18 protein-coding genes are annotated in these 19,802 nt (G+C 70.2%); 9 read left to right on the top strand and 9 right to left on the bottom strand.

The features are described from left to right. Positions 1-72 precede the first annotated feature (72 nt). From ABD292_RS17985 to xylA, 3 genes are read right to left on the bottom strand one after another with little or no spacing between them, the layout of a single operon-like run. Positions 73-1,176 carry a Gfo/Idh/MocA family protein gene (locus tag ABD292_RS17985; protein WP_344208507.1) on the bottom strand — a complete coding sequence of 368 codons (1,104 nt, stop codon included), beginning with the start codon at positions 1,174-1,176 and terminating at the stop codon, positions 73-75. Then, positions 1,173-1,916, bottom strand: coding sequence for a sugar phosphate isomerase/epimerase family protein (locus tag ABD292_RS17980; protein ID WP_344208505.1), 744 nt, complete (start codon positions 1,914-1,916; stop codon positions 1,173-1,175). The genes ABD292_RS17985 and ABD292_RS17980 overlap by 4 nt, the downstream gene beginning before the upstream one ends. Beyond that, positions 1,913-3,064: a xylose isomerase gene (gene xylA, locus ABD292_RS17975; RefSeq protein ID WP_344208503.1), complete on the bottom strand. Its 1,152-nt coding sequence runs from the start codon at positions 3,062-3,064 to the stop codon at positions 1,913-1,915. The genes ABD292_RS17980 and xylA overlap by 4 nt, the downstream gene beginning before the upstream one ends. A 90-nt stretch (positions 3,065-3,154) precedes the next feature. On the opposite strand from xylA, the gene ABD292_RS17970 reads away from it, so the two are divergent. From ABD292_RS17970 to ABD292_RS17960, 3 genes are all read left to right on the top strand, one after another. Beyond that, entirely contained in the window at positions 3,155-4,270 is a 1,116-nt protein-coding gene (locus ABD292_RS17970) for an ROK family protein (protein ID WP_344208501.1), read from the top strand. A 23-nt stretch (positions 4,271-4,293) separates the two neighbouring features. Then, positions 4,294-4,725 carry a GNAT family N-acetyltransferase gene (locus tag ABD292_RS17965; protein WP_344208499.1) on the top strand — a complete coding sequence of 144 codons (432 nt, stop codon included), beginning with the start codon at positions 4,294-4,296 and terminating at the stop codon, positions 4,723-4,725. 79 nt (positions 4,726-4,804) lie between these two features. Continuing rightward, positions 4,805-5,440: a hemerythrin domain-containing protein gene (locus tag ABD292_RS17960; RefSeq protein ID WP_344208497.1), complete on the top strand. Its 636-nt coding sequence runs from the start codon at positions 4,805-4,807 to the stop codon at positions 5,438-5,440. Here the strand turns inward: ABD292_RS17960 and ABD292_RS17955 are convergent. From ABD292_RS17955 to ABD292_RS17940, 4 genes are all read right to left on the bottom strand, one after another. Further along, positions 5,421-8,738, bottom strand: coding sequence for an ATP-binding protein (locus tag ABD292_RS17955; protein ID WP_344208495.1), 3,318 nt, complete (start codon positions 8,736-8,738; stop codon positions 5,421-5,423). The genes ABD292_RS17960 and ABD292_RS17955 overlap by 20 nt on opposite strands. Positions 8,739-8,784: 46 nt before the next feature. Beyond that, on the bottom strand, positions 8,785-10,161 hold the full coding sequence (locus ABD292_RS17950) for a PQQ-dependent sugar dehydrogenase (RefSeq protein ID WP_344208493.1): 1,377 nt from the start codon (positions 10,159-10,161) through the stop codon (positions 8,785-8,787). Between the two features lie 119 nt (positions 10,162-10,280). Then, a complete protein-coding gene (locus ABD292_RS17945) occupies positions 10,281-10,778 on the bottom strand; it encodes a tetratricopeptide repeat protein (protein WP_344208491.1) in 498 nt (165 codons plus the stop codon). A gap of 21 nt (positions 10,779-10,799) precedes the next feature. Beyond that, a complete protein-coding gene (locus ABD292_RS17940; RefSeq protein WP_344208489.1) occupies positions 10,800-11,261 on the bottom strand; it encodes an iron chaperone in 462 nt (153 codons plus the stop codon). Between the two features lie 132 nt (positions 11,262-11,393). Between ABD292_RS17940 and ABD292_RS17935 the strand changes: the two genes are divergently transcribed. Beyond that, a complete protein-coding gene (locus ABD292_RS17935; RefSeq protein WP_344209099.1) occupies positions 11,394-12,032 on the top strand; it encodes an endonuclease/exonuclease/phosphatase family protein in 639 nt (212 codons plus the stop codon). On the opposite strand, the gene ABD292_RS17930 is transcribed toward ABD292_RS17935, so the two are convergent. Next, positions 12,019-12,855, bottom strand: a complete 837-nt coding sequence (locus tag ABD292_RS17930; RefSeq protein ID WP_344208487.1) for a phosphotransferase enzyme family protein — start codon at positions 12,853-12,855, stop codon at positions 12,019-12,021. The genes ABD292_RS17935 and ABD292_RS17930 overlap by 14 nt on opposite strands. Positions 12,856-12,977: 122 nt before the next feature. Between ABD292_RS17930 and ABD292_RS17925 the strand changes: the two genes are divergently transcribed. The 4 genes from ABD292_RS17925 (at position 12,978) to ABD292_RS17910 (ending at position 16,909) form a co-directional block, all read left to right on the top strand. Then, on the top strand, positions 12,978-13,379 hold the full coding sequence (locus tag ABD292_RS17925) for a hypothetical protein (protein ID WP_344208484.1): 402 nt from the start codon (positions 12,978-12,980) through the stop codon (positions 13,377-13,379). 143 nt (positions 13,380-13,522) lie between these two features. Continuing rightward, positions 13,523-14,215 (top strand): response regulator transcription factor, encoded by a 693-nt coding sequence (locus tag ABD292_RS17920; protein ID WP_344208482.1) that lies wholly within the window; start codon positions 13,523-13,525, stop codon positions 14,213-14,215. After that, positions 14,212-15,654 (top strand): sensor histidine kinase, encoded by a 1,443-nt coding sequence (locus tag ABD292_RS17915; protein ID WP_344208480.1) that lies wholly within the window; start codon positions 14,212-14,214, stop codon positions 15,652-15,654. The genes ABD292_RS17920 and ABD292_RS17915 overlap by 4 nt, the downstream gene beginning before the upstream one ends. Positions 15,655-15,757: 103 nt before the next feature. Further along, positions 15,758-16,909, top strand: a complete 1,152-nt coding sequence (locus ABD292_RS17910; RefSeq protein ID WP_344208478.1) for a serine hydrolase domain-containing protein — start codon at positions 15,758-15,760, stop codon at positions 16,907-16,909. Between the two features lie 493 nt (positions 16,910-17,402). On the opposite strand, the gene ABD292_RS17905 is transcribed toward ABD292_RS17910, so the two are convergent. Beyond that, a complete protein-coding gene (locus tag ABD292_RS17905) occupies positions 17,403-18,422 on the bottom strand; it encodes a DUF2726 domain-containing protein (protein WP_344208476.1) in 1,020 nt (339 codons plus the stop codon). A 229-nt stretch (positions 18,423-18,651) separates the two neighbouring features. On the opposite strand from ABD292_RS17905, the gene ABD292_RS17900 reads away from it, so the two are divergent. Then, a complete protein-coding gene (locus ABD292_RS17900) occupies positions 18,652-19,683 on the top strand; it encodes a Shedu anti-phage system protein SduA domain-containing protein (RefSeq protein ID WP_344208474.1) in 1,032 nt (343 codons plus the stop codon). Positions 19,684-19,802: the final 119 nt, after the last annotated feature.

Below are 19,802 nucleotides of genomic sequence, written 5' to 3'. Positions count from 1 at the left end.
GCTCCGTGATACATGCAGTGACCGGCCTTTGGCAATGCCGGGGGGCGCGGGTGCGACCCGCGCCCCCCGGTCTCACGCCAGCGTGGCGGCGTGCGGGTCCCAGCCGTCGGGCAGCGGCTCGGGCGCGGTCAGGGTCGAGGTGATCGCCCGGAACTCGCCGCGCTCGCCCGCCTCGGCGATCGCGGCCATCAGCTCCAGCACGTGGTACGCCAGCTCGCCCGAGGCCCGGTGCGGCGTGCCCGCCCGCAGCGACCTGGCCATGTCCAGGACGCCGATGCCCCGGCTCGTGGTGGTGCCCGAGACCGGCAGCTCGCGCCAGTCCGTGTCGTGCGTGCCACGGGCCAGCAGCGGCCCCTCGAAGGTGTTGGGATCGGGCAGGGAGAGCGCGCCCTCCGTGCCGATGATCTCGATCATCCTGCGGTTGACGGGGGAGTCGAAGCTGAACGTGGCCGCCGCCGTCGCCGTGCCGGGGAAGTCCAGCAGGGCGTTGACATGGGTGGGCACGTCCACGGGGAATGTGGTGCCGGCCTTGGGGCCGGAGCCAACGACGCGCTCCGCGCGGGCCCTGCGGGTGCTCGCCGCGACCCGGGCGACCGGACCGAGCAGGGACACCAGGGCGGTCAGGTAGTAGGGGCCGAGGTCGTACAGCGGGCCGCCGCCCGGCTGGTAGAAGAACTCGGGATTGGGATGCCAGGACTCGGGGCCGAGGCTCTGCGTGGCCGCCGTGACGGCGACCGGCTCGCCGATGAGGCCGGAGCGCAGGGCGTGCAGCGCGGACTGCAGCCCGGCGCCTAAGAAGGTGTCGGGCGCGCCGCCCGCCCGCAGGCCGCGCGCGGCGGCCTCGGCGAGGATGGCGGCGCCCTCGACGGGGTCCATGGCGAACGGCTTCTCGCCGTACACGTGCTTGCCGGCGCGCAGCGACTCCAGCGCGACGGCCGCGTGCGCGGCCGGCACGGTGAGGTTGACGACGAGCTCGACCTCGGGCAGCGCGAGCACGTCGGCGAGCGAGCCCGAGACGGGCACGCCGTGCTCGCGGGCCACCGCGGCGGCCCGCCCGCCGTCGAGGTCGGCGACGGCGAGCACGCGCACGTCGGGGAACGAGGTGAGGTTGCGGAGGTACTGGCCACTGATGACACCGGCGCCGACCAGGGCGACGCCGACGGGGCCTGCGGTCAACGGGCCTCCAGTGAGGTGAGGTAGGCGTGGCTGTCGGCCAGCGCGGCGAAGACGTCGGTGGCGCACTCGTCGAGCTCCACGACGCGCCAGGCGTCCGGCGCGGCGGCCAGGACGGCGGGCACGGGCATCGCGCCCGCCCCCACGGCGGTGTGCGGCTCGCCCTTGACCACCGGGCCGTCCTTCACGTGCAGCGCGAGCACGCGCCCTGCCAGGCGGCCGAGCAGGGCGGGCACGTCGGCGCCGCCGACCGCCGCCCAGTAGGTGTCGATCTCCAGGAACACCTCGGGCGCGAGCAGGTCGGCCAGCGCCTCCAGTGCGTGCCTGCCGTCGATCCGCGGCTCGATCTCCCACCAGTGGTTGTGGTAGCCGATCCGCACGCCGTGCCCGGCCGCCCGCTCGGCCAGGCCGTTGAGCAGGTCGGCCGTGCGCCGCAGGCCGTCGGAGGTGGTGAACTCCTCGTGCGGGACGCCGCCCGGCACGATCGCCAGATCGGTGCCGATCGTGGCGATCGCGTCGAGCACGGCGTTGGTGTCCTCGGTGAGCAGCGCGTACGCGTGCGTCGCCGACACCTGTAACCCGAGCTCGTCGGCCACCCTGCGGAAGCCCTCCGGGTCGGCGGTCGGGTCGTACGGCTCGACCGCCGCGTAACCGATCCCGGCGAGCCGCCGCAGCACGGCGTCGCGATCGGCGGCCAGCGCATCCCTGACGGTGTAGAGCTGGACGCTGATCGGTGTGCTCATCCGCGTACCCCCATGAGGTGTTCGAGCGCGAGCTGGTTGAGCCGGGTGAAGTGGAAGCCGCGGGCGGCGGCCTCCTCGACGTCGAAGTCGTCCTTGGCGAGGTCCTGCCAGGTCTCGCCGGCGGCGAGGGTGGGCTGGGCCAGCTCGGTCACGCGGGAGGCGGCCAGGGCCTCCTGGACCTCGGGGTCGGCGCGGAAGGCGCGGGACTTCTCGCGCAGGATGAGGTAGGTGCGCATGTTGGCGGCGGCGGAGTCCCACACGTCCTGTGCGTCCTCGGTGCGCAGCGGCTTGTAGTCGAAGTGGCGCGGGCCGTCGTAGCCGCCGTTCTCCAGCAGGTCGACCAGGAAGAACGCGCTCTTGAGGTCGCCGTGGCCGAAGATCAGGTCCTGGTCGTACTTGGGGCCGTGCTGGCCGTTGAGGTCGATGTGGAAGAGCTTGCCGTGCCAGAGCGCCTGGGCGATGCCGTGGACGAAGTTGAGCCCGGCCATCTGCTCGTGGCCGACCTCCGGGTTGAGCCCGACCATCTCGGGGTGCTCCAGCTCGCCGATCAGGCCGAGGGCGTGGCCGATCGTGGGCAGCAGGATGTCGCCGCGCGGCTCGTTGGGCTTGGGCTCCAGGGCGAAGCGGATGTCGTAGCCCTTGTCGATGACGTACTGGCAGAGGAGGTCCAGGCCCTCCTTGTAGCGGTCGAGCGCGGCCTTGACGTCCTTGGCGGCGTCGGACTCGGCGCCCTCGCGGCCGCCCCAGCACACGTACGTCCGCGCGCCGAGCGAGGCGGCGAGGTCGACGTTGCGCATGACCTTGCGGAGGGCGTAGCGGCGCACGTCGCGGTCGTTGCTGGTGAACGCGCCGTCCTTGAAGACGGGGTGCGTGAAGAGGTTGGTGGTGGCCATGGGGACCTTCATGCCGGTCTCGTCCAGGGCCTTCCTGAAGGCGGCGATGGCCTTGTCGCGGTCGGGCTCGACGGCGAGCAGGTCGTCGTCGTGGAAGGTGACGCCGTACGCGCCGAGCTCGTGGAGCTTGTGGACGGTCTCGACCGGGTCGAGCGGGGCCCGGGAGGCGTCGCCGAACGGGTCGCGGGCCTGCCAGCCGACGGTCCAGAGGCCGAAGGTGAAGCGGTCGTCGGGGGTCGGGGTGAATGCGGTCATTTCCCTGCGCTCCGGTTCTTTAGTCCATAATCTGTACATAATCCTGAGGAGGTGGACGGGGTGTCGTCAAGAGGAGTGCGGCATGATTCCATGCGCGCCCGTAACCTGGCCGTAGTGCTCGACGCCATCCACCGCACCGGACCCCATACTCGCGCGGCGCTCGCCGAACGGACCGGGCTCACCAAGACCACCGTCTCCAGCCTGGTCGCCGACCTGCTGGAGGCCGGCGTGGTCAGCGAGCGCGGGGCCGTGCGCGGCGGCGAGCGGGGCCGGCCGGGAGTGGCCGTCAGCCTGAGCGGGCAGCGCGTGGCCACGCTCGGGCTGGAGGTCAACATCGACTACCTGGCCGCCTGCGTGGTCGATCTGACCCGCGCCGTACGCCTGCGCCGCACCCGCCCCGCCGACAACCGCAACTCCGACCCCGCCGAGATCCTGGGCCTGCTGCGCGCCCTCGCCCGCGAGACCATCGAAGCCGCCGAGGCCGGCGGGCTGCGCGTCATGGGCGCCGCGCTGGCCGTGCCCGGCACCGTGGAGGACGGCGTGCTGCGGAGCGCGCCGCACCTCGGCTGGCGGGACGTACGGGTCGCGGACCTCGCCGGCGACCTGCCGCTCGCCATCGACAACGAGGCCAACCTGGCGGCGCTCGGCGAGCTGTGGTTCGGCTCGCGGGAGGCCGACTTCCTGTACGTCTCCGGCGAGATCGGCATCGGCGCCGGGCTCGTCGTGGGCGGGGCGCTGTTCCGGGGGACGTACGGGCTGGCCGGCGAGCTGGGCCACGTCGTCGTCGTGCCCGACGGCCCCGCCTGCCGGTGCGGCGGGCGGGGCTGCCTGGAGGTCTACGCGGGACAGGACGCACTCCTCGGCCCCCTGGAGTCGGTGACCGCGCTGGTCGAGCAGCTGGAGGCGGGCGAGCCGCGGGCGCTGGAGGCGTGCGCGCGGGCCGGGCACGCGCTCGGGGTGGCGCTCACCTCCGCCGTGCACCTGCTGGACCCCGGCAGGATCGTGCTCGGCGGCGTCTTCGCCCCGCTCTTCCCCTGGCTCGACGGGCCCGTGCGGGACGGGCTCGGCGGCCGGCTCGCCCAGATGCGCGGCGCCCCGCCCCCGCTCGTCGTGTCGGGGATCGGCGCGGACGCGGCCGTGCTCGGCGCGGCAGGGCTGGTCATCCAGCGCATCCTCGCCGACCCGGCCCAGGCGCTCGGCCTCTGATCGCCGTCCCTACGATGACGGGCATGGTGATCGAAGAAAGGGAGCTGGGCGACGCGGAGCTCGGCACGCTGCTCGACGCGGCCTACGCCGAGCTGGTGGCCCGCTACGGCCCCCAGGGGCGCTCGCAGGTGAAGCCGGGAGCCCGGTACCTGGTGGCGGTCGTGGACGGCGGCGCGGTCGGCTGCGGGGCGGTGCAGGACGCCGACGCGCTGACCGGCGAGCTCAAGCGCATGTACGTCGCCCCCGCCCACCGGGGCCGCGGGATCGCGACGGCGCTGCTCGGCGCGCTGGAGGAGCTGGCACTCGCCATGGGGCACCGGCGGCTGCGCCTGGCCACCGGCCTGCGGCAGCCGGAGGCCATCGCGCTGTACGAGCGGTGCGCGTACACGCTGACCGAGCCCTACGGCAGCTACGTCGGCGCGCCGCTGATGCGCTGCTACGCCAAGGCGCTCTAGCGGTCGCCAAGTCCACACCAAGAAGGGCCTAAGAGCGGCGGCGCACCCTGGTGGCATCCCCTAGCAGAGGAGCGACCCCATGGCGCCCAACACGATCGGCTTCCGCATCACCCACCGGGCCATGCGCGGCGACACGCGCCGCCTGGCCCGCACGATGGACGGCATCGCCGCCGGCGACGAGCGGGCCGACGCCGCCCGGTACAAGGCCATCGCCACGTTCGCCACGAAGCTGTGCGCCGGCATCCACCACCACCACAAGGCCGAGGACGACGTGCTCTGGCCGGTGATCGTCCGCTCGGCCGGGGCCGAGGTGGACCTGACCGACCTCACCGACGACCACACCCAGCTCGACCCGCTGCTGGACGAGATCACCCAGGCGGCCCGGGGGCTCGGCAAGGACCCGGCCGCCGCCAGGCGCCTGGCCAAGACCCTCGGCGTCCTCGCCGACCTGCTCGACGAGCACATCGAGGAGGAGGAGCGGCTGCTGTTCCCGATCATCGAGAAGTACGTCTCCGAGTCCGACTGGCACAAGGTCGAGACCGAGGTGCGCAAGGGCGGCGACACGGCCTTCGACCTGCCGCGCATCGCGGAGTACGCGCGGCCCGAGGAGCTGGCCGAGCTGCGCAAGGCTGCGGGGCCGGTGCTCGCCGCGCTGATCGCGGTGTTCAGCCGCGGGCACCGCCGCCGCCAGCGGCTCATCTTCGGGAGCCTGTGACGTCTTCGAGGCTTTCGCGGGCGGCCGCCGCCCAGTGCGGCGAGCCGATCCGCTCGGCGACCTGCGCCGCCCGCGCGTAGTGCGCGCCCGCCACGGGCAGCTCCAGCAGCCGGGCCAGGTCGCCCAGCACCTGCGCGACCGGACCGAGCGTGACCGAGCCGCTGCTCAGCCCGGCCACCCGGTCCTCCCAGGGCAGCAGGGTGTCGTAGCAGCGCGCGGCCGTCTCCCGGTCGCCGAGCGCCACCGCGGTCTGCGCGTGCATCGTCTCCCACAGCAGCCAGTAGTAGTCGCGCGAGTGCCGCTCGCCGGGCCGCCAGACCCGGCGGGCCGCGTCCGGCTCGCCGACCGTGGTCAGGGCGCGGGCGTACAGCTCGCGGGTCTCGGGGTTCGGCAGGCGCGCGTGCAGGGCGGACAGCTCGGGGAGCGAGTCCCGTACGTCGCCGCGCGCCAGGCGCACCGTGAACCTGCTGAGCATGCCCATGGCCGCGGCGTTCACCACGCCGCGCTCGGCCATCTGCCCGGTGATCGCGGTGTACGCCTCCTCGGCCGCGTCGAAGTCGCCCTCGACGAGCTTGCGCAGCGCCCCGAACAGCGACAGGACGACCAGCGACAGGCCGAGCTGGCCGCTCGTGGAGGACTCCAGGCCGGCGTCGGCGTGCCGGCCCGCCGCCTCCAGGTCGCCCCGGCCGAGCGCGATCATGAGCAGCGCGAAGTGGGCCAGCGTCAGGTAGCCGACCAGCCGGTGCGCCCGGCCCAGCTCCAGCAGCTCCTCGCCCAGCGCGGCCAGCTCCTCGCGCCGCTCGGGGGAGAGCAACGAGAAGTAGCGGGCGTTGAGCGCCAGGCACAGCAGGTCGGGGCGGCCCAGCTCGCGGGCCAGCGCCACCGCCTCGGCCCCGGCGGCCTCCACCCGCTCGTCGTCGTGGCCCTCCACGGCGAAGACCAGCGCGGCGAGCAGCCGGCAGCGCGCCTCCGGCCCGTGCCCGGCGGCCAGCTCCCGCTCCACGGCCGCGACGAACTCCGCGTCGTAGCGGGTGTCGGGCTGGATGGTCCAGATCACCGGGGCGTCGTACGAGGTCAGCGCCCGCACCCCCGGCGACAGCAGGACCGCCTCGGCCCGCGCCTCGACCGCCCCGGCCACGTCGCCCGCGTGGCCGAGCGCCGACACCAGGCCGCACAGCAGCTCCAGCCGGGTGCCGTCGTCGCCCGCGTACGGCAGCGCCGCCCGGTACAGCGCCGCCGCCTCCCGGTGCGCGTGCAACCCCGACGCCTGCGCCGCCGCCGCCCTCGCGTGGCCGACCGCGCCCGGCGTCCCGGCCTCCAGCGCGTGGTGTGCCAGCGCCGCCACCTCGCCCGGTCGCAGCCGCTCCAGGGCCGCCACCACGCGGCCGTGCAGGCGGGTGCGCCGGATCCGGGCCGTGTCCTCGTACAGCACCTCCCGCACCAGGACGTGCGTGAACCGCACCCGTCCCGGGCCCGGCTCGGACAGCAGGCCGGTCATGACGCCGGCCTCCAGGCCGTCGAGCACTGTGTCCTCGTCGCCGTCCTGCAGGGCGACCAGCACGTCCACGTCCGCGTCGCGGCCGACGACGGCGGCGTTGCGCAGCACGGTCTGCGCCGTGGCGGGCAGGCGGGCGATCCTGCGCCTGATCAGGTCGCGGACGCCCGGCGGCAGCGCCCGCGTGGCCCCCGGACCCTCGGAGGCCAGCAGCCGGGCGATCTCGCACACGAACAGCGGATTGCCCAGCGTGCGCTCGCACACCGCGCGCACGGTCGCCGCGTCGGGGGCCCGCTCGGTGTGGCGTTCCAGCAGCTCGGCGACCGCGTCCTCGCCCAGCCCTGACAGCTCCACGTGCCGGCTGCCGGCCGCGAGCGCGGCCAGCGTCGTGCCCAGGTCCTCGGTGGTCTCGGCGGGGCGGAAGGTGGCCACCACCAGCAGCCGGGCGGTCTGCGGCAGGTGGCGCAGCAGGTGCAGGGTCTCGCCGTCGGCGCGGTGGACGTCCTCCAGCACCACCAGCAGGGGCGCGCAGGAGGCGAGGTAGCCGGCGACCGCCCTGGCGAGCAGGAACTGGTTGGGGATGGGGACGCCGTCGTGCAGCAGCGGGGCCAGGCCGGCCGGGTCCTCCGGCGGGTGCTCTGCGGCGAGCGTGCGGACGATCTCGCTCCACGCCCACGCGGGCGGGGCCCCGCCGTCGGTCTCCGGGCAGCGGCCGAACGCCACCCGCCAGCCGCGCCCGGCCAGCTCGGCGGCGAACGCCTCGGCCAGCGTGCTCTTGCCCGCGCCCGGCTCGCCGCCCAGCCAGACGGTGCGGTGGGTGGGCTGGGCGGCCTCCTCGTGCAGGATCGCGAGCTCGCGGGCGCGGCCGACGAGCACGGGGGCCGCCGTGTGCTCCAGGTGGCTGGCGGGCTGGGCGGGGTGGCTTGGCTGGGCAGGGCGGCCGGGGTGGCTTGGTCGGGCGGTCGGCTGGGGCTGGGCGGTGGTGGGCCTGGGCATCTCCGGGGCGTTCAGCGTGGCGGCGTGCCGGAGGATGTCCTGTTCCAGGGCCCGCAGCTCCGGGCCGGGGTCCACGCCCAGCTCGTCCGCCAGCCGCTCCCTGGCCCGCCGCAGCACGGTCAGCGCCTCCGCCTGCCCGCCCGCCCGGTAGCAGGCCAGCGCCAGCAGCCGTACGCCGCTCTCCCGCAGCGGGTGCCGCTCCACGTGCCCGCGCAGCTCCGCCACGACCGCCGCGTGCCTGCCCAGCAGCAGCGCGGCCTCCGCCCGGTGCTCCACGGCGAGCAGCCGCAGCTCGGCCAGCCGCTCGACCTCCGGAACGGCCCACTCCTCGTCGGCGAACTCCTCGTACGCCGCCCCCGTCCACAGCCCGAGCGCCCGGTCCAGCAGCTCGTACGCGACCGCCCCCGCCCCCTGACGCAGCGCCGCCCCCGCCTCCTCGACCATCCGGGGCAGCCGCCAGGCGTCCACGGCGTCGTCCGGCAGCCGCAGCCGGTAGCCGGGCGGGGCGCTCACGACGACCCGGGCCGGCGCGCGCGGCGGCCGGTCGGGCTCCAGGACGCGGCGCAGGTTGGAGACGTACACCTGGAGCGCGGCCAGCGCCTTCGGCGGCGGCTGCCCTCGCCACAGGTCGTCGATGAACCGGTCGGTGGACACGACCTGCCCGCCGGCCACGGCCAGCCGCGCGAGCACCGCCCGCTGCCTGGCGGGCCCGAGGTCCACGTCCCGCCCGTGCGCCTCGGCCTGGAGCGGACCGAGCACCCGGAGCGTGAGCGCGGGCGATTCCTCCGGGAACGGTCCATGTGTCACCCGCACAGAGTGGGGCAAAAAGTGAGCTCCTGGCAATCCGCAGCCGTCAGGCGCAGCGGTAGCCGGACGGGAACTGCGCGCCGCCGGACCGGATCGCCTGGAACCCGAACGTCGTGCTCTGCCCCGGGGCCAGCGTGCCGTTGTGCGCGGCGTTCCGCGCCGTCACGGTCTGGCCGTTCACCGTCAGGACGGCGTTCCACGAGCTGGTGATGGTGTGGCCGGCCGGCAGCGTGAACGTGACCGACCAGCCGTTGAGCGTGGCGGTGCTCGTGTTGGTGACCGTCACGGGCTGGATCACGTACCCGTTGCTCCACTGGGTCTGGGTGGTGGCGGTCACGGTGCAGGTCTCCGGCTGGCCGACGCCGGTCGGCGGGACCCGGATGATGCGGTCGTCGGCGGCGACCGGAGTGCCACGGCCGTCCCGGTTGCTGGTCGAGAGCCACAGCCAGCCGTCCGGGCCCACGGCGGCGGCCCGCAGCCGCCCGTACGCGCCCTGCAGCTCGGCTGTCGGCGTGCCCGCCGTGCCGTTCGGGGTGAGCGGCACGGTCCACACCCGCTGCCCGCGCAGCGCCGCCGCGAAGAGCGTGCCGTTCGCGTACGCCAGGCCGCTCGGCGACGCCTCCGCCGTCGCCCAGGTGACGATCGGGTTGCGGAAGGAGGAGCCGGAGCAGACGCCCTCGCAGGTCGGCCAGCCGTAGTTGCCGCCCGCCACGATCTGGTTGATCTCGTCCCAGGTGTTCTGGCCGAACTCGGCGGCGTACATGCGGCCCTGCGCGTCCCACGCGAGGCCCTGCACGTTGCGGTGGCCGTAGCTGTAGACGAGCGAGCCGGGGAACGGGTTGCCCGCCGGCACGCCGCCGTCGGGCGTCAGGCGCAGGATCTTGCCCGCCAGGCTGTTGAGGTTCTGCGCGTTCGCGGTGGTGTTGGCGTCGCCGGTGGAGACGTACAGCATGCCGTCCGGCCCGAACGCCAGCCGCCCGCCGTCATGGATCGTCGCGCTCGGCACGCCGGACAGCAGCACCGGCTGCGTCTGGGGCGCGGTGAGCCGCAGCCTGACCAGCCGGTTGTCCCCGGCCGTGCTGGTGAAGTAGGCGTACACCCAGCCGTCCTGCGCGTACGTCGGCGAGACGGCGATCCCCAGCAGGCCGCTCTCGCCCGACGCGCTCACCCCGCTGATCGTGGCGACCGCCGTGGCCGGCTGCCCGGGGCGTACCTGCATGATCCGGCCGGTGCCCCGCTCCGACACGAGCGCGCTGCCGTCCGGCAGGAACGCGATCGCCCACGGCACCTGCAGCCCTGTGGCCGCGACCTCCGCCCGGTTGAAGTCGAACCCGCCTGCCGCCTGCGCCCGCGCCTCGGGCACGGTGACCAGGAACGCGAGCAGGGCCAGGACCAGAGCCGGGATGACGCGACCGCGCCGCATGACGGACTCCTTGACCGGATGGGGGCAAACCGCCGTCAATACCGTAGGCAGCCCTCATGCCCCGCATCAACGCGCCGGCCCGGGAAAACCCGCCCACCTGCGCGGCCTCGCTGAAACTTTCACTCGAGGAGCCGCAGGGCCGCCCGGCTGCGCGCGATCAGCTCGGGATCGCCCTCCCTCTCCCGCAGCGCCAGCGCCTCCTCCAGGGTTCGCCGTGCCTCCCGCACGCGTCCCAGCTCGGCGAGCGTCTTCCCGAGATGCTGCAGTGCGAAGCCCGTCAGCTCGGGCGCCTCCCGCCGCGCGACGGCGAGCGCCTCCCGGCACAGGCTCTCCGCGGTCGCCGCGTCGCCCGAATAGCGATGGGCGTCCGCCAGGTTGATGGACGCGGCGATCCTCCTGCCGCCGCTGTCCGCCAGGTCGAGCGCCCGGTGGAGGTGCCGGATCGCCTCGCCGTGCTCGCCGAGGACCAGCAGCCCGATCCCGAACGCCCGCAGCGTCGCGTAGTCGGCGGGGGCCTGCGCCCGTACCGACTCGACGACGGCCGCCAGCCGCTCACGGTCGCGCGGGACCATCCGCTGCCGCTCGTCATAGGCGACCAGCCGATCGATCTCGCGCAACAGCTCAGCGGACAAAACGGGTCACTCCCCCTCGGACACGGCCTTCTTCATGAGGGCGGCGATCCGCGCCTCCTCGTCGGGGCCCAGGTCGGTGAGGGCGTAGGCGGACGGCCACATGGTGCCCTCGTCGATGTTCGCGACGTCGTTGAAGCCGAGCGTCGCGTAGCGGGTCTTGAACTTCGTGGCGGGCTGGAAGAAGCAGAGGACCTTGCCGTTCTTGGCGCACGCCGGCATGCCGTACCAGAGCTTCGGCGCGAGCTCGGGCGCGCTGGCCTTGATGATGGCGTGGATGCGCTCGGCCATCTCCCGGTCAGGCCCCTCCATCTCGGCGATCTTCGCGAGTACGTCCGGCTCCAGGTCGACCTGCTTGGAGCCACGCCGCGCCGTCTTCTTCAGCTCCTGGGCGTGCTCCTTCATCGCGGCACGCTCCTCCTCCGAGAATCCCTCGAAGGTGGTGGCTTTGGTGTTCTTCGCGGCGCTCATACCGGTTCCTCCTGTGGTGCTGCTTGCTGGGCGGTTCCCATGCTAGGGAGGAGGCTGGGCGTCAGGCTTCTTGAAAACTGACCTGAAGCGCACCCGCGTCACATGTGCTGAAATTTGCCACGATGATCGGACATATCCTCATCACCGCCCTGCTGTCCCGAGACCGACGCGATCTTCCTCCAGGAGTTCTGCACCGGGGCTGACGCCGAGCTCGAACGCGAGCTGGAAGCCCGCACCGGCCGGGCGTGGACCGTCAAGTCGGCCCCGCTCACCCACCCGGACGGCTCCCCGTACCAGTGCCACCCCGACCGAACCGGCAGACCACGCGGAACCCAGAGCGCCACCCTGGCCGTGACCGGCGACGACACCCGCTTCGAGATACACCCGCTCACCTCACCCCCGTGGGGCCCGCGCCGCTTCGCGGTCTGCACGGCCGACCGCACGTTCTGCACCACACACCTCTCCTCCGGCATGGCGAACGACGACCGCCAGAAGGGCGCACCCTACCGGCACGCCCAGCTCCGCGAACTGCTGAAACTCGGCGCGGACGTCGTCGGCGGCGACCTCAACCTGATGCCACGCGCCGCCGCCACCGCCTACCGGGGCCGCGACGAATGCGACCCCCGCAACCGCTGGACGTACATCACCCGCAAACGCAAGATCGACTACCTGTTCGCCGCCGACGGCCGCGTCCGCCGCTGCTTCCTCGACCACGCCCGCAGCACGTGGTCCGACCACGTCCCCCTGCACGCCTGGATCAGCCGGCGGTGAACCCGAGCGCCCGAATCCGGTCGATCCACTCCGCGCCCAGCCGCCGCCCGTCCGGAAGCTGATCGCCTGGCTCCCACCGCCAGGTCGCGATGATCGCGAGCACAAGGGTCCGGCACTCACGCAGCAGGTCCGGACTGACCCCCGCATAATGATGGCCGACGTCTTCGGGCGCATGAGCGAGATCGAACTCGACCGGCCCACGGCAACACGTCTCCAGATCGATGAACAGCAACCCGTTCTCGGTGCTGAGCACGTTGCCCGGGCGCGGCTCGCCGTGCAGCAACTGCTCGCCGCCGCCCCGCTCGCCGATCACCCGCCTCAGACTCCGCAACGTGTCCCCGAGCAGCTCCCGATCCGCGTCGGCGAGCTCCGGCGTGAGATCACGGCTCGCCACGAGCCGCTGAGCCTGCTCAACACGATCCATGAAGTGCGGCACCGGGACATCGACCTCACGCATGCCCGCGTGCAGCCGTTCGAGCGCCTTGGCGTACTCGGCCGGCGAGACCTCCCGAGACGACGCGGGCGCGTAGTAGGTCCACAGCGTGACCACGAACCCGTCCCGCTCATGAACGCGCGGCTCCACACGGGGGTCGAGAGCAGCCACAGGACAACCGGACTCCGCCAGCCTCTGAGCAAGCTCCACCTCGAACCGCGCGACCTGCTGCGCCACGGGCGCCACCCGGGCCACGACGTCACACGGCAGCAGCCGCAGGGTGAGCTTGTTCGAGTCATGAAGAACGACCGCGTCGTCGGCCGCCAGCCCGAGCGACGAGGCGATCGCCATGGCCGCCGCCACCGCGCGGCGGACCTCTGAAGCCTGCATCCTCGCTGTGCCATCCTCTCCAAACGGTGCGACCCAGGCACGGTACCAAGCCGGAGACCGTCATGGTTTATGTCGTTTTGTCCGATAAGTCCGGGTATGGGGGGAGTGGAGGTGAGACGGGGATGGCTGAACGTAAGGATCCAGCAGGTGACGGGGGAGCGCGCCGCGGGCCGGACAGCTCCAAGAGCCTGAAGTACGCCCAGGAGATCCACTCGCCGGAGGAGGAGCCGGAACGTGCCGGCCGCAGCCTGGTGACCACGAGTCATGAGGTGATCCGGCAGTGGGCCGAGGAGCGAGAGGCGCAACCAGCCACCGTCGAGGGCACTGAGCACGGTGACCACCTGGGCGTGCTGCGCCTCGACTTCCCGGGATACGGCGGCGACAAGCTCCGGCACGTGAGCTGGGATGAGTGGTTCGCCACGTTCGACGAGCGTGGCCTGAACTTCATCTACCAGGAGCGCAGGAGTGACGGCAGCCCGAGCAACTTCTTCCGGCTGGAGAACCCTCAGCGCGAGGACGCCTGAGCGCCAGAGCTCGACGCGCTACGGGAAGCGGACCAGTAGGACGAACGCGACACCGGTGTACGGAGTTACGATCGAGCCGTGCCCGCTGCTGCCTGGGCACCTCGGTGGGGGCTACGGGGCGGCGGCCTCACGGGGAGACGTCGATGGGGGAGTATCGCATTCTCGCGGTTGACGACGATCCCGCGATCCTGCGCTCGCTGCGGCGGGGGCTTCGGCTGGAAGGTTTCGAGGTCCGGACGGCCGGGTCCGGGCCGGCGGCGCTGGAGATCGCGGAGAGCGAGCCGCCGGACGCGATCGTGCTGGATGTGTCGATGCCCGGCATGTCGGGCATCGAGGTGTGCGCGCGGTTACGGCAGCGGCGGGCGGAGGTGCCGGTGCTCATGCTGTCCGCGCTGGACGAGGTCGCCGACCGCGTGGCCGGCCTGGCGGCGGGCGCCGACGACTACGTGGTCAAGCCCTATGACCTCAGGGAACTGGTGCTGCGGTTACGGGCCCTGCTGCGGCGTACGGCCCGCGTGGCGGCCGGCGACGAGACGGTCCGGGTAGGGCCGTTGTCCGTCGATCCCGCCACCCGCCGCGTGACCATGAACGGCCGGCGGGTCGAGCTGACCCGGCGCGAGTTCGAGCTGCTGGAGGTGCTCGCGCTCAACGCCGGCATCGTCCTGACCCGGCAGGTGCTGCTGGAGCGGGTCTGGGGCTACGACTTCGAGGTGACCGGCAACGCCGTGGACACCTTCGTCGGGTACCTGCGGCGCAAGCTGGAGGCGGCGGGCGAACCGCGGATGGTGCACACCGTACGCGGGGTCGGCTTCGTGCTGCGGGACGACCCCGCGTGAGGCTGTCCACCCGGTTCGTGGTGTTGCTGGCGGCGATCGTGCCGCTGCTGGTGCTGCTCGCGGGGGTGCTGGTGCTGGGCCTGGTGAGCGCCGATCTGCGTGCCGAACGCGACCGGAGACTGGAGGCGCGGCTCAGCGCGCTGACCCCGATGGCCACGACGTACGCCTTGACCTATCGGCTCAAACCGTGGACGCGCCCGGACTTTCTCGCCCAGCGACTGACCGGCGCCGCGCTGGGCGCCGACGATCCGGGTGGAGTGGTGGTGGACGTGTCCGGCGCCGAGGCACTCGTCATCGGGGACACGCCGCGCGGCCGGCCCGTCCCCACGGCCGACGGCCCCGGCGGCTACACGGAGGGGGAGCGCCGGTGGCGGTACGTCGCCGCAGATCTCGGCCCTGCCGGGAACCTCGCCCGCGTCTACGTCTTCGAACCGGAACAGCTCCTTGAGCGGCAGATCGCGCTGCTCCGGCGCCGTCTGGCCGCCGTGACGCTGATCGCGGCGCCGGCCGGGGTGGGGGCCGGGCTCGTGCTCGGGCGGTTCGCGGTGCATCCCCTGGTGGTGCTGCGGCGGCAGGCCCGCGAGCTCGGCCGGTCGGCACCGGGAACGGTGCGGCTGGACACCGCCTCCCGGGTCACCGAGATCGACGAACTGGCCGCCCTGCTCAACGAGTCGCTGGCCCGGCGCGAGGAGGCCGTCAGCCGTACCGGGGAGGCGCTGGAGATCGCCCGCGCCTTCGCCGCGACCGTGGCGCACGAGCTGCGCACCCCGCTGACCAGCATGGGAACCAACCTCGGCCTGCTGCGTCATCCTGGCCTGGAGCCGGACGACCGGGCCGAGGTCATCGCCGACCTGGAGGGGGAGCACCTGCGCCTGCAACGGCTGATCACTCTGCTGCGCGGGCTCGCCCGTGGCGAGCTCGTGGACACCGAGACGTTCACCGACCTCGATCTGGCCGACATCGTGGCGGACGCGGTCGGCGACGCGCGCCGGCGCCATCCGCGAGCGACGATCATCCTGGCGGACTCCGGCCCGGCACGGGTGCGGGGCTGGGAGGAAGGACTGCGCGTGATCGTGGACAACCTGCTCGACAACGCGGCCATCCACGGGGCGGACGAAGCGGGCCACGTCGAGATCACGCTGACGGTCGACGCCTCGATCGTGGTGCTGTCCGTACGGGATCACGGGAGAGGGATCGCACCCGCCGAACGGGAGAAGATCTTCGACCGGTTCCACCGCGGGGCGACCAGCCCGGGCTCCGGACTCGGGCTCACGCTGGTACGCCAGCAGGCGAGGCTGCACGGAGGCGAGGTCGAGGTGGCGGATCCCGAGGAAGGACCCGGCACCCGCTTCGTGGTACGCCTGCCGGCGGCGGGCGGCGAGCAAGAGCCTGGGAGGAGGGCGCATCTCGGCGCCTGGCTGGCGGTGTCCCGGAGTTGAACGGAGCCGCCCAGCGCCGTTCCCAGAAATATGCCAAGAAGACCCGGCACCCTTCCGTGGCGACACGCGGGCATGCGGCCCGCGACCGTTCACAGGAGGGAACGTGTCCCACCCCAGCACCGTCCGCCGCCGGCCGAGACGCACAGGGAGGCTGGCGGTCGCCGCCCTGGCGGCGGTCACCGCCGTGCTCCCCGTGAGCGCCCTTGAACCGGCCTCAGCCGCCCCGGTCAGCGCGGAGACGGCGTCCGCGCTGATCGGCACCGACCTGGTGCACCCGTCCGGCAACCCGGTCGTGTTGCGCAGCGCGCCGAGAAAGCTCGCGGTGACCTACACCCACAAGGGAGAGGAACATACGCTCGACGACTTCCTCAAGGCAACCAGGACCAACGGCTTCGTCGTCCTGGACGGCCAGGAAATCGTCCTCGAACGCTACGTCGGCGCCAACCGTGACATGCGCTTCCAGTCCTGGTCGATGGCGAAGTCCTTCACCTCGGCGGCGATCGGCATAGCCCTGAGCGAGGGGCACATCCGCTCGATCGACGACCCGGTGACCCGGTATCTGCCCGAGTTGAAGGGCTCCGGTTTCGACGGCGTGAGCATCAGGAACCTGCTGCGCATGTCCTCGGGCATCGAGTGGGAGGAGACCAAGGGAGCCCCGCAACTGCAGGCCCTCGCGCAGCGCGGGCGGCCGCTGAAGACTTTCGCGGCGCGGCAGCAGCGCGGCTGGAAGCCGGGCAGCCGGTTCGAGTACACCAGCGTCAACTCCTTCGTGCTCGCCCGGCTCATCGGCCAGACGACGGGCATGCCGTACCACCGGTACGTCCAGGAGAAGATCTGGAAGCCGGCGGGGATGGAGTCGTCCGTCCTGATCGGCAACGACTCCTCCGGCGACAGTCTCGGCTACTGCTGCTTCCATGCCACCGACCGCGACTTCGCCCGCTTCGGCCTGCTCTACCTGCGGGGCGGCAAGGTGCACGGCAAGCAGGTCGTGCCCGCTTCCTGGGTGCGGCGCTCGACCAAGCCGTCCGCCTCCTTCAACGAACGGTACGGCCTGCACTGGTGGCTGGGCGGCGGCGGAGAGAAGGACTACATGGCGGCCGGGTTCGGCGGCCAGCACATCTACGTCTCGCCTAAGCACGGTGTGGTCATCGTCAAGTCGGTCATCTCGACACCCGGCGGCCAGATCGACCTGGACGAGGCGTTCACCGCCTTCCGCGCCGTGGCCGCGGAGGTGGCGCGCACTCGTACCGACTGATCGAAGGACAGACGAAAGAGGCCGCTTCCGATCTTCGGAAGCGGCCTTCTGTCTGTGGCAATGTGTCGGGGTGGCGGGATTTGAACCCACGACCTCTTCGTCCCGAAGCAATTCGAACACCCATTCCGTTGGGCCGCGCCGGTTCTGCGACCTGCTTTGAAGGTGCGGGATCGTCCGCCGATGTTCGTGATCGACCACTGCGATTGTAACGCAGTCTGTCACTCAGTCGCTCCCCAGGAACGCTGTATCGCTTATAACGTCGCTTCGGGCGCGGCGTGGTTCAACATCACAATCCTCATGATGGAACAGTCGTGGCAGTCCGCGCCTGCCCTAAGGAGCAGCTGACGAGATCCTGCGTCATCCACCGCCAATCGTCCAGTATCAGCCGAGAACGTAGAATCTCCTGCTCTGCTGCGACTAGGCACCTTTCGAAATGCAGCGTGGGCAGCCATCTCATGGGCGGGCGGAACTGACTTCACTACCTCCCTAAATATCAATAGTGTCTGCCTGATACGCGATGTCGGGCGATCCACTTCTCCACTTTTGAAAGCGCCTTGTAGTAGGCAAGATCTTTTCCTATTGCCCACGGCGAACTTTCATATGGAGGACCACTAAGCAGAGGTGTTTCACTATCGAACGGATCCTTCTGGCCTAGTCGTACGGGATAGAACACTGGCACCTCATGCACGGCCCGAAATTCGGCTATGGGATCCGTCTCTGGCTCTCCTTCCACATGAATCACTCCGGATGGTGATGGGGTCAAGTCCATCTCGCATACATACCTGGTGTGGAAATTTGAGCGCGGATGACTCGTTAGCTCTGGCAGCGATATCCCTCTGACGATCCAGCGAGTTTTTTCCGTCATCGACTCAGTGAGCCCCACTGAAGGTCGCATCATGATCTCAGGGTCAAGGGCGCCATATTTTATCAGTAGGCGCTTGGCAATACTCACCAAGGCTGGGAACGGATTCATGAGATCGAAGACGAATTCGACGTCCAAGTCGGGCCTGTGGGCAAACAGAAATCCTGCGTCGCCTTCGTTTTTCTCCCACTCTTCGGGCGTCATTTCGTCGATCTGGCGATTCCTGTCCTTGAGTAGTCCTGGCATCTCGGCTTTGTACATCAGCCAGCGCCGGACTAGCCAGGAAAGGGTTGCCTCCCTCTCCACTCCGTCCAGAAGGTCGTCCTCAACTCGCAGGATAGGAAGTCCCACAAGGGCGCAGATTCTGTTCTTAGCTATGTCACGACGGATCTGTTCCGTATCGATACGATGATGTGGTCCATCAAACTCAACAACCCACACGACGGAGTCGCTTCCAACTGTGTGAATGGTGAAGTCGAAGTGGGCATCGCGCACGAATCTGCGTGCAGTGGGGGAGTCGGTGCTGTCAACGGCTATGACGTCTTCAAGGCTCGTTTTGCTGTTTACCCAATAGCCACTTCCCGCGAGCGTGGCTTCTAATATGCGATGAGTGCGACGCTCAGAATAATCAGAAAACTCCTTCAGGTGCACGATCTATCTCTACCACAATCGATTGCCTGCCGGATATGTCGCAGGAGGGATGTCAGTATCACCCATCTCGCCAGGTGCCGTCACAGGAGGGCTCAGAAGACACTAGTTTCGCCCCCTCTTGTGGTACTTGTGTTCGACATCGCTGCGAGCATGTAACGAATGCTGCTGCTCGATGTATGACTATTAACGGGCCGGCGCGTACGGGTCGCTGGAGGGTAGGGAGAGCGGTATGGCAGAGATCGGAAGGCCAATCAGTCGGCGTAAAGCTCAGACGTCGCCGACTTCCTTTTCCAGTCCGATCGTGATAAGGGACGGTCGGGACACGCATTTTGAGCTTATGCTGCTTTTCATTCCCCGGAGTCAGGGTGAAGAAGTATCCGTTAAGCTTAGGTACTGGAAGACCAAAAAAGCCGGAATGAGAGTCGGCTTTCCTGCGGAATTTACACTCAATCACAGTGAGGTCGTACACCTTTACGAGGCGCTTCAGCAAGGTCTCAAGGTTGCGGAACAGGGCGACGACGGCGAGTTTCTGGTTCTGCGGGTTGACCGTGAAAGTCTTCTATCGCAAAATCAAAATTCATTCTCAGTGCATCAGGCATTTGCCGAGCTGGTGCAAGATCGAGCCGTTCTGCAGATGCTTATCGATTCACCGGATGGACTCTCCATACTTCGTGGGATGCAAGCCTCCGCCCGGATTATGGAGCTGCAGGCCGCGGTCGTTGAGCTCGAACAGAACCTGCAGTCTGAGGTGTGTGACGAGGACGTATATCAAGACTGGTGTGAAGCTAACAGCTGGGCTTTCGGGAATGTCTATGTCATGCGCGACGACGTCCGCGAACTTGGGCCGGGAGATATAGTCGATATCCTGATGGAGTGTACCGTCAATGGTTTGCGTGATGTCTTTGAGCTCAAAAGGGCCAATCATAATCCTCTCCTATGGGACAAGAGTCATCGGTCGTGGTATTGGTCCTCGGAAGCCTCTAAGGCCATCGGTCAATGTCACCGCTACCTGGATGTCCTTCATGAGAGTTCGACGCGTACATTGCTGAGGGATCACCCAGAGATCGTGGCGTATCACCCTAGGGCGACTATCGTGATGGGTCGTTCAGAATCTTGGGGCAACGAAGAGTTGTGGGGCCTCCACGGCCTTAACGCTCGTCTTCATGGTATTCAAATAATCACATATGATCAGCTTCTACGTCAGGCGAAGCAGGTTCTCGCTCTAACCGAACAAGAGATCCCAAATAGCAATGAGGGCTGACACAGAGAGCTTTGGCAGAAGTGAGCGCTTCTTCCGGCTTTGGTCATGCATGGCTGATCGCGAGAGAAGACGCTACATCTCCTGAGACACAGGATGTAGCTGAAACACTGGGGGACCTG

It is taken from the genome of Nonomuraea bangladeshensis, assembly GCF_039529455.1.
GTDB lineage: Bacteria > Actinomycetota > Actinomycetes > Streptosporangiales > Streptosporangiaceae > Nonomuraea > Nonomuraea bangladeshensis.
The sequence above is the reverse complement of the archived record's forward strand: the minus strand, read 5'-3'. Positions and strand labels throughout refer to the sequence as shown.

Coding starts and splice junctions, on each gene's coding strand:
- ABD292_RS17980 (WP_344208505.1), bottom strand. CDS start 1,916: ATGAGCACACCGATCAGCGTCCAGCTCTACACCGTCAGGGATGCGCTG.
- xylA (WP_344208503.1), bottom strand. CDS start 3,064: ATGACCGCATTCACCCCGACCCCCGACGACCGCTTCACCTTCGGCCTC.
- ABD292_RS17970 (WP_344208501.1), top strand. CDS start 3,155: ATGCGCGCCCGTAACCTGGCCGTAGTGCTCGACGCCATCCACCGCACC.
- ABD292_RS17965 (WP_344208499.1), top strand. CDS start 4,294: ATGGTGATCGAAGAAAGGGAGCTGGGCGACGCGGAGCTCGGCACGCTG.
- ABD292_RS17960 (WP_344208497.1), top strand. CDS start 4,805: ATGGCGCCCAACACGATCGGCTTCCGCATCACCCACCGGGCCATGCGC.
- ABD292_RS17950 (WP_344208493.1), bottom strand. CDS start 10,161: ATGCGGCGCGGTCGCGTCATCCCGGCTCTGGTCCTGGCCCTGCTCGCG.
- ABD292_RS17940 (WP_344208489.1), bottom strand. CDS start 11,261: ATGAGCGCCGCGAAGAACACCAAAGCCACCACCTTCGAGGGATTCTCG.
- ABD292_RS17930 (WP_344208487.1), bottom strand. CDS start 12,855: ATGCAGGCTTCAGAGGTCCGCCGCGCGGTGGCGGCGGCCATGGCGATC.
- ABD292_RS17925 (WP_344208484.1), top strand. CDS start 12,978: ATGGCTGAACGTAAGGATCCAGCAGGTGACGGGGGAGCGCGCCGCGGG.
- ABD292_RS17920 (WP_344208482.1), top strand. CDS start 13,523: ATGGGGGAGTATCGCATTCTCGCGGTTGACGACGATCCCGCGATCCTG.
- ABD292_RS17900 (WP_344208474.1), top strand. CDS start 18,652: ATGGCAGAGATCGGAAGGCCAATCAGTCGGCGTAAAGCTCAGACGTCG.